This is a genomic window from Pseudomonas sp. NFACC43 (assembly GCF_900119645.1).
Taxonomy (GTDB): Bacteria; Pseudomonadota; Gammaproteobacteria; order Pseudomonadales; family Pseudomonadaceae; genus Aquipseudomonas.
This window is the reverse complement of the sequence record NZ_FPKK01000002.1, coordinates 518371-531082: the sequence shown is the minus strand read 5'-3', so window position 1 is coordinate 531082 and position 12712 is coordinate 518371. Positions and strand designations below refer to the sequence as shown.

Annotated in this window: 13 protein-coding genes and 1 riboswitch; of the genes, 7 read left to right on the top strand and 6 right to left on the bottom strand. The window is 62.4% G+C overall.

Annotation, left to right across the window (positions count from 1 at the left end):
• Window positions 1-46: 46 nt before the first annotated feature.
• Complete coding sequence (locus BT179_RS06365) at window positions 47-667, bottom strand: LysE family translocator (protein WP_072430876.1); 621 nt, start codon at window positions 665-667, stop codon at window positions 47-49.
• A 189-nt stretch (window positions 668-856) separates the two neighbouring features.
• Here BT179_RS06365 and ligB point away from each other — a divergent pair, with 189 nt between their 5' ends.
• Window positions 857-2530, top strand: a complete 1674-nt coding sequence (ligB, locus tag BT179_RS06360) for an NAD-dependent DNA ligase LigB (protein WP_072430877.1) — start codon at window positions 857-859, stop codon at window positions 2528-2530.
• Between the two features lie 103 nt (window positions 2531-2633).
• Entirely contained in the window at window positions 2634-3026 is a 393-nt protein-coding gene (locus BT179_RS06355; protein ID WP_072390072.1) for a DUF1090 domain-containing protein, read from the top strand.
• 10 nt (window positions 3027-3036) lie between these two features.
• Here the strand turns inward: BT179_RS06355 and BT179_RS06350 are convergent, their stop codons facing one another.
• A complete protein-coding gene (locus tag BT179_RS06350) occupies window positions 3037-3486 on the bottom strand; it encodes a c-type cytochrome (protein WP_072390075.1) in 450 nt (149 codons plus the stop codon).
• 123 nt (window positions 3487-3609) lie between these two features.
• Here BT179_RS06350 and BT179_RS06345 point away from each other — a divergent pair, with 123 nt between their 5' ends.
• Window positions 3610-4794: a murein transglycosylase A gene (locus BT179_RS06345; protein WP_072390078.1), complete on the top strand. Its 1185-nt coding sequence runs from the start codon at window positions 3610-3612 to the stop codon at window positions 4792-4794.
• A gap of 123 nt (window positions 4795-4917) precedes the next feature.
• On the opposite strand, the gene BT179_RS06340 is transcribed toward BT179_RS06345, so the two are convergent.
• Together BT179_RS06340 and BT179_RS06335 are read right to left on the bottom strand one after the other, a co-directional pair.
• Window positions 4918-5301: an MAPEG family protein gene (locus BT179_RS06340; RefSeq protein WP_072390081.1), complete on the bottom strand. Its 384-nt coding sequence runs from the start codon at window positions 5299-5301 to the stop codon at window positions 4918-4920.
• Window positions 5302-5352: 51 nt separating this feature from the next.
• A complete protein-coding gene (locus tag BT179_RS06335; protein ID WP_072430878.1) occupies window positions 5353-6186 on the bottom strand; it encodes an EamA family transporter in 834 nt (277 codons plus the stop codon).
• A gap of 237 nt (window positions 6187-6423) precedes the next feature.
• Here BT179_RS06335 and BT179_RS06330 point away from each other — a divergent pair, with 237 nt between their 5' ends.
• Window positions 6424-7593, top strand: coding sequence for an MFS transporter (locus BT179_RS06330; RefSeq protein WP_072390087.1), 1170 nt, complete (start codon window positions 6424-6426; stop codon window positions 7591-7593).
• On the opposite strand, the gene BT179_RS06325 is transcribed toward BT179_RS06330, so the two are convergent.
• Together BT179_RS06325 and BT179_RS06320 are read right to left on the bottom strand one after the other, a co-directional pair.
• Window positions 7544-8425: a formate/nitrite transporter family protein gene (locus BT179_RS06325; RefSeq protein ID WP_072390090.1), complete on the bottom strand. Its 882-nt coding sequence runs from the start codon at window positions 8423-8425 to the stop codon at window positions 7544-7546. The two genes, BT179_RS06330 and BT179_RS06325, sit on opposite strands and share 50 nt — an antisense overlap.
• Window positions 8426-8524: 99 nt before the next feature.
• Window positions 8525-8926, bottom strand: coding sequence for an acyl-CoA thioesterase (locus BT179_RS06320; protein WP_003206420.1), 402 nt, complete (start codon window positions 8924-8926; stop codon window positions 8525-8527).
• 191 nt (window positions 8927-9117) lie between these two features.
• A riboswitch (S-adenosyl-L-homocysteine riboswitch) is annotated at window positions 9118-9225 on the top strand.
• A 23-nt stretch (window positions 9226-9248) separates the two neighbouring features.
• Here BT179_RS06320 and ahcY point away from each other — a divergent pair.
• The 3 genes from ahcY to BT179_RS06305 all read left to right on the top strand — a co-directional run bounded on the left by ahcY (window position 9249) and on the right by BT179_RS06305 (window position 12619).
• A complete protein-coding gene (gene ahcY, locus BT179_RS06315) occupies window positions 9249-10658 on the top strand; it encodes an adenosylhomocysteinase (protein WP_072390093.1) in 1410 nt (469 codons plus the stop codon).
• Window positions 10659-10843: 185 nt separating this feature from the next.
• On the top strand, window positions 10844-11689 hold the full coding sequence (gene metF, locus BT179_RS06310) for a methylenetetrahydrofolate reductase [NAD(P)H] (RefSeq protein ID WP_072390096.1): 846 nt from the start codon (window positions 10844-10846) through the stop codon (window positions 11687-11689).
• A 153-nt stretch (window positions 11690-11842) separates the two neighbouring features.
• Window positions 11843-12619: a substrate-binding periplasmic protein gene (locus tag BT179_RS06305; protein ID WP_072390099.1), complete on the top strand. Its 777-nt coding sequence runs from the start codon at window positions 11843-11845 to the stop codon at window positions 12617-12619.
• Window positions 12620-12712: the final 93 nt, after the last annotated feature.

The following is a 12712-nucleotide window of genomic DNA, read 5'->3' as shown; positions in this document are numbered from 1 at the left end:
TGTGGCGAGGGACAAGTCCCCGGCCCAAATAGGGCCCTCAGGTGATCTAAGTCCTGCGTGCCACCAGCAAAAACGACGCCGCACCGGCCAGCAGCCCCGCACACATCCGATTGAACAGACGCTTGCCACTGGGCTGGGCGAACAGCCGCCGCGCATGGATGCCCATGTAGCAATACAACCCGATGGCAATGCACTCCAGCGCCAGGAACAAACCGCCCAGCACCGCGAACTGTTGGGTAACGGTGCCCGCCCTGTCGACGAACTGCGGCAGGAACGCGGTAAACAACAGGATCGCCTTCGGATTACCGATCGCCACCAGGAATTCCTGGCGTGCCAGGCTGGTCATGCTGATCGTCGTGATCGCCGCTTCGCTACCGGCCTCAGGCTGAGCGCGCCACAACTGCACGGCGAGGTAGAACAGATAACCGGCACCGACAAGCTTGATTCCCAGGAACAGCACTTCCGAGGTATGCAGCACGGCGGTGAGCCCCACCGCTGCCAGGGCGATCATGATTGCAAATGCCACCAGTCGACCGATGCCTCCGCTGCACGCCCGGACAAAGCCATAACGCGAGGCGTTGCTGATGGATAACAGGTTATTGGGCCCGGGCGCCATGTTCAGCGCGAAGCAGGCCGGAATGAAAACGGCGAGTGTCGTCAGGTCCATCGAGGGGCACTCCTGGCTGGGCGGATCGAAGCACCATTGTGCCCCGCCCCAGGCTGGGTTCAAGGGACAGTTGCACAGCTAGATCGCACCACACTGTACCGCCGCCGCAACGCCCGGTAACGCTCCAGGCCTCGCAGCTTGCGCGAGCGTGGCTAGCCTTGAAAGACCCAACCAAGCAAGGATGCTTCGATGCCAGCGTTATTTCATGTACTCGTTTATTCCCTGTTCGTAGCCGCCTCCGTTAATGCAGCGACCTGTCCCGACTGGCCGGCCGAACGAACCCAGGCGGAAATCGCCGCCCGGCAACGCCAGATCGACGCCTGGGACGACAGCTACCACCGCCTCGGCCGGTCGCCGGTGGCCGATGAGCTTTACGACCAGTCCCGCGCGCAACTGGAGCGATGGCGCAACTGTCTCGACCTTCCTGCGCCAGCCAATCCGTTGCGCACGGCTCGCGGGAAAGTACCGCATCCAGTCATTCATACAGGCCTGGAGAAGCTCAAGGACGCCTCGGCCGTACAGGCCTGGCTCAATGGCCGCCAGGACGTCTGGGTGCAACCGAAAGTCGATGGCGTGGCGGTGACCCTGGTCTACCGCGAGGGGCGCCTGCATCGGGCAATCAGTCGTGGGGATGGCATTAAGGGGCAGGACTGGACTGCGAACGCGCGCAAGATCGGCGCCATTCCACGACAGCTGCGCCAACCTGTGGACCTGCTGGTGCAGGGCGAGTTGTACTGGCGCCTGGGCGAGCATGTCCAGGCCAGCAGCGGTAGCCTCAACGCCCGCGCCACCGTGTCGGGCCTGGTGGCCCGCAGCAACCTGACCGCACAGGAAGCCGCAGACATCGGCCTGTTTGTCTGGGAATGGCCGGCAGGGCCGCAGACCCTGCCCGAGCGGACGGCCATGCTGAAGGAACTGGGCTTCGCTGACACCGTCGACTACAATCAGCCGGTCCAGGCGCTGGCCGATGTCGAACATTGGCGCGACCACTGGTATCGCACACCATTGCCGTTCGTCAGCGATGGCATCGTCCTGCGCCAGAGCCGCCGCCCACCGGCCAACCGCTGGCAAGCCAGGGCGCCTTTCTGGAGCGTGGCCTGGAAATACCCCTACGCCCAGGCCCTGGCCGGGGTGCGCAAGGTCCGCTTCAACGTCGGTCGGACCGGACGTATCACCCCGGTTCTTGAGCTCGAGCCCGTCATGCTTGACGATCGACGAATCCGTCGGGTGAGTGTCAGCTCCCTCAAGCAATGGGAAGAAATGGATATCCGCCCCGGCGACCAGGTCGCCATCAGCCTGGCCGGGCTGACCATTCCTCGCCTCGACAGCGTCGTGCTGCGCAGCGTCGTGCGGCAGGACATCGATGCTCCGGTGGCAGCCGACTATCACTTCCTCAGTTGCTGGGAGCCGACACCCGGCTGCGAAAGCCAGTTTCTCGCGCGCCTGAATTGGCTGAGCGGCAAACATGGGCTCGCCCTGCCCCATGTTGGTCCTGGCACTTGGGAAAAACTCCTGGCCGCGGGCCGACTCGACGGATTGCTGGATTGGATGACCCTCGATGCCGCCGAGCTTGCTAACATGTCCGGCTTCGGCGAACGCAGCCGCGACCGCCTGCTCGCCGGCCTGCACAGTGCCAGACAACGTCCTTTCGAGCAGTGGCTCAAGGCCCTGGGCCTGCCACCTGCTGGCGGGGCCCGGCTGGAGGGCCCGTGGCAGGTGCTGGCCGAACGAGACACCGGACAATGGCAAGCCGAGGCCGGTATCGGGCCGGGGCGCGCCGCGCAACTGAGCGCTTTTTTCCGCGACCCGCACGTGCTGGCGTTGAGCGAGATATTGCGTGCTGCCGGGATCGACGGTTTCTGATCAGGCCGCGCGGTTGAACCCAAGGGGCTGGCATGCGTTCCAACAGCGCAGCTGCACCGCTGGCTTGCGAGTTTTTTACGGATTTGCCTTTTTTGGAGTTGCTATGAATTTCCTGCCCCCCGTCCTGCTGGCCTTATGCAGCCTCATGACCGCCCCTCTTTGGGCGGACGAACAGGCACCGGAACTCACCGGCTGCGCGGCCAAGCGTCAAGGCATCATCAATCAGATCGAACTGGCCAAGTCCCGGGGCAACCAGGAGCAGCAGGCCGGCCTCGAAACGGCGCTGAACGAAGTCACCACCCATTGCACCGACGCTTCCTTGCGCAAGGAACGTGAGAACAAAGTGCTTGAAGCCAAGCACGAAGTCAGCCAGCGTCAGGCCGACCTGGAAAAGGCCATGAAAAAAGGCGACCCGGAGCGGATCAACAAGCGCAAGGACAAGTTGGCGGCCTCCCGCAAGGAATTGCAGGAAGCCGTGGAGGAGCTGGATAAATAAGCAACCGTTCTCAGTAGTCCCGAAACTCTTTATGACAGGCACTGCAGGCGTCTTCGACCTTCTGCACCGCCGGCCCGAGGTAGCTGGCCCTGTAAGGCTGGACCTTGCTGGCAGTCACCAACTCAGCGGTGGCCGCCTCGAGGCTGCGCGCCAGTTCCTGGAAGCGCGCCTGTTTTTGCCAGACCTCATCCCGGGCGCTGGTGTGGTCCTCCTCCCGCACCTGCGGGAAATGTTTCCACGGCTCGCGGGACAGTTGGTCCAGTTGCACCGCGCCTTCGGCGAAACGCGCCCCATCGAACGGGATGCGACCGCGCAACATGCCGCCCAGCTCTTCATTGGTCTTGAGCATCTGCTTGAAGATCGCCTTGCGCTGGCCCAAGGGAGAATTGGGGTCGACACCGCCGCAGGCGGACAACGTCAGGCAAGCCAGCACTGCCATGAAAAAACGTTTTGCAAACATCTTGGCCTCGGGTCAGGAAACGGCAGCCAGTATCCTCGTGTCGCCGGCAAAGACCAATAGCCCTATTCACAATAAGGGTTGTGCGCACGCCCTGGCACGCATACGACCCGCGAAGGAAATCTCATGAACCGCTTCAAGACCTGGCACAAAAGCCTGGCGTTGCCCCTCTCTCTGATTGCCCTGCTGAGTGGTTGCAACCCCGGCGAAAAGACCGAGGAGCCCAAGACCCACGCGCTCGCCACCTATGTCAGCGCACCTTGGGAAGCCTTGCCGGCGGTCTCCGATGAAGACCTGCTGGCCGGTTTTGGCGCCTGGCGCAGCGCGTGCACCCGGCTCAAGGCCGATGCGACCTGGGGTTCGACCTGCGCGGCGGCGGCCAACGTGCCGCAGGCCGCCTCCGATGTGCGCAACTTCCTGAAGCAGAATTTGGAGGTCTACGGCTTGCGCTCCGGGGACAACAGCCCCAACGGCCTGATCACCGGTTACTACGAGCCGGTCTACCCGGGCAGCCTGACCCGGACCGCCGTCGCCAACGTGCCGGTGTACGGCGTGCCTGAAGACATGATCATCGTGTCGCTGGACAGTATCTATCCCGAACTCAAGGGCAAACGCCTGCGCGGTCGCCTCGAAGGCCGGGTGCTCAAGCCCTATGACGACGCGGCCACCATCGAAACCAATGGGGTGAAGGCACCCGTGATCGCCTGGCTGACGGACCCGATGAACCTCCAGTTCCTGCAAATCCAGGGCTCGGGCCGCATCCGGCTCGATGACGGTCGCCTGCTGCGCATCGGCTATGCCGACCAGAACGGTCATCCTTACCGCCCCATCGGACGCTGGCTGGTGGAACAGGGCGAGTTGAAGAAAGAAGACGTGACCATGGGCAGCATCAGCGCCTGGGCCAAGGCACACCCGACCCGGATACCCGAGTTGCTGGCCAGCAACCCGAGCTACGTATTCTTCAACCGCAACCCAGACAGCAACGAAGGCCCGCGCGGTTCGCTGAATGTGCCCCTGACTGCGGGCTACAGCGTGGCGGTGGATCGCAAGGTAATTCCGTTGGGCAGTCTGTTATGGCTGTCCACCACACGCCCTGATGGCAGCCCGCTGCATCGACCCGTCGCCGCCCAGGACACCGGCGGCGCCATCGCCGGCGAAGTCCGTGCGGACTTGTTCTGGGGCACGGGCGAGGCCGCAGGGCAACTGGCCGGAGACATGAAGCAACAAGGCCAGATCTGGATGCTCTGGCCCAAGGGCATGGCATTGCCGCAAGTGCCACAGGTGGCGAATGCGGTGACCACCAACCCCTAAGGGGGGTGATTGCCCCACCCCATCGCAAACAGGCTAGCTCCCGCAACTGATCGCTTGCAGAGCCAGACCCGATGCAGGACGAGCCAGCCCGCGATGGGGTCGGCAATGACCCAACCGCCAGGCTCAGATGGAAACGAAGAAGAAGCTCGCCACCAGCCCCACCCCCACGAACCACACCAGCGAACGCAGGATCGCCCAGTCCGCCAGGTAGCAGATGATGTAGAGCAGGCGACTGGTGATGAACAGCACGGCCAGGACGTTGATGGTGACCAGCTCGGCATTGCCGGCCAGGTGCGCAACAATCACCGCGGCGGCAAAGAACGGGGAGATTTCAAAGCTGTTCAGTTGTGCGGCGTAGGCGCGCCGCGGTGCGCCTTCGAGCGAGTCGAGAAAGTCCCGCGGATCGTGATTATCCCGCAACCGGTATTTCCCGCCGGCCTTGGCGATGCCGACACATAGGTAAGGCAGGAGAAAAGCAATCAAAATACACCACAGGGCAACCGTCATGAGGCAGTTCCTTCTTTGAGTTTTATCGAGAATCGTGAATTCGGGGGCTGGTCAGAATTTCATCACCAGCATGCCGATCAGCACCAGCCCGCAGGCTAAGAGCCGTGGCCGGCCGAAAGGTTCTTTCAGGTAGCGCATGCCGAACAGCACCACCAGGATCACGCTGATCTCCCGCAGCGCCGCCGCTTCGGCGATCGACCCCAGTTGCATGGCCCATAGCACCAGAGCGTAGCTGAACAATACGCAGAATCCGACTGCCAGGCCCAGCCGCCATTGTTGGCGCCAGAACAGCATGAACGCTGGGCGCTTGCTCACCCAGGCCAGCAACGGAAACGGCCAGGCACAGAACAACGTGATCCAGACCAGGTAATCCAACGGGTGGGACCAGCGCCGCAGGGCCTGGCCGTCGATGTAGGTGTAGCAACCGATGCACAGCCCGATCAGCGCCACCACTGGCAACATCGACCAGGGCAATCGTTCGCCGCCCCCGCCTTGCCATAACAGGCACAGCATGCCAAACGGAATCAACAGGATGCCGAGGACCTGCCGGGTCGTCAGTACCTCCCCGGCAAAGATCAGCGTCAGGGCCAGCACCACCAAGGGCGACAGGCCGCGCATCAAGGGGTAGACCAACCCGAGGTCACCGACCCGGTAAGCCTGGATCAGCAAATAGCGATACAACAGCTCGAACGCCGCCGATGCCAGGATCCATGGCCAGATTTCCATCGGTGGCAGCGCCACGAAACCCAGGGCCAGCGCCGCGAACAGCAAGGCCACGCTGTCCATGCAAGCCACCACCAGCAGACGTTCGCCACTGAATTTGATCAATGTATTCCACGCCGCATGCAGCAGCGCAGCCACCAGCACCAAGGCCGTTGCAAGCACGGCATACTCCTTTTCCTGCCCCGCTCCAGCGGGCGCTGCCCAGGCAACGCCTGCACCCCTTGAGGCTGATGAATTTTTCGCGATCCGCCGGCTGACGTTTATACTGCAAGCGACCACGCCGCACTCAGTTGCGCATAAATCAATTCCAATAAATTTCGCTGTTGCCCGCTTCCTTGAAAGGCATCGGCGTGCGTATGCCTGATCACAGCGTCAAGACTACAGACAGAGACCTTGCGCATGCCACTCGCCTTGCTTGCCCTGGCCGTTGCCGCTTTCGGCATCGGCACCACCGAATTCGTCATCATGGGGCTGCTTCCCGATGTCGCCCGCGACCTGGCCGTGAGCATTCCCCAGGCCGGACTGCTGATTACAGGCTATGCCCTGGGCGTCGTGTTCGGCGCGCCCGTGCTCGCGGTGGGCACCGCCAACATGCCGCGCAAGGCCACGCTGCTGGGCATGACGCTGATGTTCATCCTGGGCAACGTGCTCTGCGCCCTGGCCCCGAACTACCTGACGCTGATGGCCGCGCGGGTCATCACTGCGTTATGCCACGGCGCCTTTTTCGGCATCGGCTCCGTGGTGGCGGCCGGGTTGGTGGCGCCGAACAAGCGGGCCCAGGCCATTGCGATGATGTTCACCGGCCTGACCCTGGCCAATGTACTCGGCGTCCCGCTGGGCACGGCGTTGGGACAATACGCCGGCTGGCGTTCGACGTTCTGGGCGGTATCGGTGATCGGAGTGATCGCCGCCATTGCCCAATGGGCCTGGTTGCCCAAGGAAATTCCCATGGAGAAAGCCGACCTGGCCAGTGAGTTCAAGGTCCTGGGCAAGGCCAATGTGTTGCTCGCCCTGGGCATGAGCGTGCTGGCGTCCACCAGTCTCTTCAGCGTCTTCACCTACATCGCGCCCATCCTGCAGGACATCACCGGCGTCAGCCCTCACGGCATCACGATCATGTTGCTGTTGTTCGGCGTCGGCCTGACCGCCGGCAGTTTTCTTGGCGGGCGCCTGGCCGACCGACGCCTGCTGCCGTCACTGGTGGGCATGGCCCTGGCCGTGGTGCTGGTACTGGCGGCATTCAGCCAGACCAGTCAATCGGTGATTCCAGCGGCGATCACGCTGGTGCTGTGGGGAATCTTCGCCTTCGCCCTGTGCCCGATCCTGCAGTTGCTGATCATCGATCAGGCCCACGAAGCGCCGAACCTCGGCTCGACCCTGAACCAGAGCGCGTTCAACCTCGGCAATGCCACCGGTGCGTGGATCGGCGGCCTGGTGGTGGCCAGCGGGGTCAACCTGGCCGACCTGCCGTGGACCGGCGCCCTGGTCGGCGGATTGACCGTGCTGACCGCGGTGTATTTCATTTATCGCCAGCGTCGCCAGGAGGTCCCGCTGGGCGCGGCCGACTAGGCGTGCCGCTCTCGCTGCGCACCTGTGCGTGGCTGATCAGCGCGAAGATGCAACTGCCGCCGATGATGTTCCCCGCCAGGGTCGGCGCGGCGAACACCAGCCAGAAGTCCTCCCATGACAACTGGCCGGCGAAGACCAGGTAGGACACTTCGGCCGAGCCGACGACGATGTGGGTGAAGTCCCCGAGCGCCATGAGGTAGGTGATGAGGATGATGATCCACATCTTGGCGCTCTCCATGGAGGGGATCATCCAGACCATGGTGGCGATCATCCACCCGGAAATGATGCCCTTGGCGAACATCTGGCCCGTGTCGTTTTCCATGACCTTGCGGCCGATTTCCAGGAAAGCCAGGTCGGTGCGGCGGTCGAAGATCGGCAGGTGCAACATCACGTAGGCCACCAGCAGGGTGCCGCACAGGTTGCCCACCAGCACCACTCCCCACAGCCGCAACAAACGGCCGAAATTGCCCAGGGTGGGCTTGCTCATGATCGGCAGCACGGCAGTCAGGGTGTTTTCCGTGAAAAGCTGCTGGCGCGCAAGAATGACCGCGAGAAAACCGGCGCAGTAGCCGAGACTGGCGATCACCTTGAAACCTTCGTGGTCCGGCAGCCGGGAGTTGAGCAACCCCATCGCCATCAACGACAGTCCCATGGTCAACCCCGCCGCCAGGGCCGACCACCAGAGCGCGGCAATACTGCGCTCCAATTCCTGGTTGCCCTGGGTACGGATGATTTCGTGCAGCACCGCCGCCCGCGGGGGCTGGTTGCGGTCCACATCGTGTTGCTCTTGAGCCGACAGGTCAGGGGTCTTGCCTTCTTCGTGGGTGTCCATACAGCTCCTGAACCGGTGGCGTGATGTAGCTACGACACGCGGCGTCCGGAGCTGTTCAGTGGTGCACTGAAGTTCCCGGAACTTGAAACCGCCACCCTCTCACTCGACAACGGCATCCTTGAACTGATCCTTGACGTACTTGATCTCGGTCCGGCCATGGGGCGCCGGCAAGCCATCTTCGCCGAGATTGACGAAGACCATCTTCTCGACGGTCAGGATGCTCTTGCGGGTGATCTTGTTGCGCACTTCGCAGGTCAGGGTGATGGAGGTGCGGCCGAACTCGGTGGCGGTAATGCCCAGCTCGATGATGTCGCCCTGGCGAGAGGCGCTGACGAAATTGATCTCGGAGATGTATTTGGTCACCACACGCTGGTTGCCGAGCTGGACGATGGCATAGATCGCCGCTTCTTCGTCGATCCAGCGCAACAGGCTGCCGCCGAACAGCGTGCCATTGGGATTGAGGTCTTCGGGCTTGACCCATTTGCGGGTGTGGAAATTCATGATCACTCCTTGAGTGTCTGGCCGATGGATGCCCGCATCATGGCAGATTGGCCGGGCAGCGCTCTATGCCGCTGGTTCAATGACGCTCATCGGCAATTTCGATTTGCCGACAGAAACCCTTTGGAAGATCCGATTAGCCCGTTATAATCGCCCCGTTTTATCCGGCCCACCCACTGGGCCGTTCCCGCCACCTGTCCGAGGGGCGCTGCAGCAGGCTCGACCTGTCAGGCTCGGATGGGGCGTTGTTTGTACGGGGCACCCCGCGCAGACACTAAAACGCACAACGGCGCCCATTCGCATACATTACGAATGGAGGCTCTTCATGAGCGCTGTCATCACGCCTGCAGCTTTTACCGATTACAAAGTCGCCGATATGTCCCTGGCCGCCTGGGGTCGTCGCGAAATCATCATCGCCGAATCCGAAATGCCAGCCCTGATGGGCCTGCGTCGCAAGTATGCCGGCGAACAGCCGCTCAAGGGCGCGAAGATCCTGGGCTGCATCCACATGACCATCCAGACCGCCGTGCTGATCGAAACCCTGGTAGCCCTGGGTGCCGAAGTGCGCTGGTCGTCCTGCAACATCTTCTCGACCCAGGACCAGGCCGCTGCCGCCATCGCCGCAGCCGGTATCCCGGTGTTCGCCTGGAAAGGCGAGACCGAGCAGGAATATGAATGGTGCCTGGAGCAGACCATCCTCAAGGATGGCCAGCCATGGGACACCAACATGGTTCTCGACGACGGCGGCGACCTGACCGAGCTGCTGCACAAGAAATACCCAGCCGTACTGGACAAGGTCCATGGCGTGACCGAGGAAACCACCACCGGCGTGCACCGCCTGCTGGACATGCTGGCCAAGGGCGAGCTGAAGATCCCGGCCATCAACGTCAACGACTCGGTGACCAAGAGCAAGAACGACAACAAGTACGGCTGCCGTCACAGCCTGAACGACGCCATCAAGCGCGGCACCGACCACTTGCTGTCGGGCAAGCAGGCCCTGGTGATCGGCTACGGTGACGTGGGCAAGGGTTCGGCCCAGTCCCTGCGCCAGGAAGGCATGATCGTCAAGGTGTCCGAAGTGGACCCGATCTGCGCCATGCAAGCCTGCATGGACGGTTTCGAAGTGGTCTCGCCATTCATCGACGGCAACAACGATGGCACCGAGGCCAGCATCGACAAGGCACTGCTGGGCAAGATCGACCTGATCGTGACCACCACCGGCAACGTCAACGTCTGCGACGCCAACATGCTCAAGGCCCTGAAGAAGCGCGCCGTGGTCTGCAACATCGGCCACTTCGACAATGAAATCGACACCGCCTTCATGCGCAAGAACTGGGCATGGGAAGAAGTGAAGCCACAGGTGCACAAGGTTCATCGCACCGGCGCCGGTAGCTTCGATCCGCAGAACGACGACTACCTGATCCTGCTGGCCGAAGGCCGCCTGGTCAACCTGGGCAACGCCACCGGCCACCCAAGCCGCATCATGGACGGCTCGTTCGCCAACCAGGTCCTGGCCCAGATCTTCCTGTTCGGCCAGAAGTACGCCGACCTGCCGCCGGCCCAGAAAGCCGAACGCCTAACCGTGGAAGTGCTGCCCAAGAAACTCGACGAAGAAGTGGCCCTGGAAATGGTCCGCGGTTTCGGCGGCGTGGTCACCAAGCTGACCAAGCAACAGGCTGACTACATCGGCGTCACCGTCGAAGGCCCGTTCAAGCCGCACGCTTACAGGTACTGACAGCAGCTGCAAGCTTCAAGTCCCAAACGGCAAGTAAGAGCGGTGTGTTTACTTGCGACTGGGGGCTTGGAGCTTACTTCTTCATCGCTATTACGCAGCCATGAGCTGCAAGTCTAAAGCACAAGAATACGGCGCCCCGCCCTCTTGCAGCTTGTCGCTTGCAGCTTGTCGCTGGGAGCCCGACCATGTCCCAAGAACGTCGCTACAGCTTCGAGTTCTTCCCGACGAAGACCGATGCTGGGCATGAAAAACTGATCGCCACTGCGCGCCAGCTGGCCAGCTACAACCCCGACTTCTTCTCCTGCACCTATGGCGCCGGCGGCTCGACCCGCGACCGCACCCTGAACACCGTGTTGCAGCTCGAAAGCGAAGTCAAAATCCCCGCCGCCCCCCACCTGTCCTGCGTTGGTGACAGCAAGGATGACCTGCGCAGCCTGTTGACCCAGTACAAGGCTGCCGGCATCGAGCGTATCGTCGCCCTGCGCGGTGACCTGCCCTCGGGCATGGGCATGGCCAGCGGCGAACTGCGCCATGCCAACGACCTGGTGAGCTTCATCCGCGAAGAAACCGGCGATCACTTCCACATCGAAGTGGCCGCCTATCCGGAGATGCATCCACAGGCACGCAATTTCGAAGACGATCTGCTCAACTTCGTGCGCAAGGCCAACGCCGGCGCCAACAGTGCGATCACCCAGTATTTCTTCAACGCCGACAGCTACTTCTACTTCGTCGAGCGCGTGCGCAGACTGGGCGTGGATATTCCTGTCGTACCGGGAATCATGCCTATCACCAACTACAGCAAGCTGGCGCGTTTCTCCGACGCATGCGGTGCGGAAATCCCACGCTGGATTCGCAAGCAACTGGAAGCCTACGGCGACGACTCTTCGAGCATCCAAAGCTTCGGCGAGGAAGTCATCACGCAAATGTGCGAGCGTCTGCTGCAAGGCGGGGCGCCGGGGCTGCACTTCTACACCCTGAACCAGGCCGAGCCCAGCCTCGCCATCTGGAACAACCTCAAGCTGCCGCGTTGATACGACGAAGTGGCGCTGTGACAGGCCCTGGTGAACACCAGGGCCTTTTTCATCCGATGACTTCCAACGCCCACGACCTGTCCTGAACGAAAGCCCAACCCTCGTGCCAGAGCGCTCTAGCTATTTGATAGGCACTCGTCGTAACCTCAGGCCATGCCCGTCATTGCCCAGCTGCTGACCGTCCTCTTTCTCTCCTGCCTGAGCCTGGCTGTCCGGGCCGAGAAGTTGCGCATTGTCACCGAGCCCTGGGCGCCTTATGTCTATGAGGAAGGTGGCAAGCTCATGGGCCTGGACTACGAAACCACCGCCATCGTGTTCAAGCGGCTGGGGATCGATGTCGAATGGCAGCTCCTTCCCTGGAAACGCTGCCTGGCGATGCTGGAGCAGGGGCTGGCCGATGGTGCGCTGGACATCTTTCGCAGCGACGAACGCGATGCCCTTCTGCTATACCCCAGTGAACCGTTGTCGGAAGTCGAATTCGTGATATTCCATGCCAACGCCCGGCCCCATCCGTTTCGCACGCTCGATGACCTGAACGGCCTCACTGTCGGCACCTCTCCCGGCTATCTCTACAGCCAGGCCTTCCGGGAGTCGACCCAGTTCAGGCGTGAAACGGCGCCCACCCACGAAGCCAATTTCGGCAAGTTGCAGCTGGGCCGGATCGACCTGCTCATTACTGACCGTCGAGTGGGCCGCCACCTGCTCAAGCAGATGCAACTGGGTGACCAGATCAGCGAAAACCCGACCGTGGTGAGCCGCCAGAGCCAATACCTGGCGGTGCGCCGCAAGGCCGGGATGGATTTACTGGTGCAACGCTTCAGTGCCGAGCTCAAGCGCTTCAAGCGCGAACCGGGCTACGCCGAGCTGAGCGCCCGTTATGACACCGCCCTTGCGCCCCAGGCCGCACCGCCACAACCGGTGCGACGCTGAAATCAGCCGTTGAGCAGCAGGAAAGCAACGCACGGCGATTGCTCTGTTATACTCGCCCCTTCCCGCCAGGCTCACGCCCGGACGCCCGGTCTT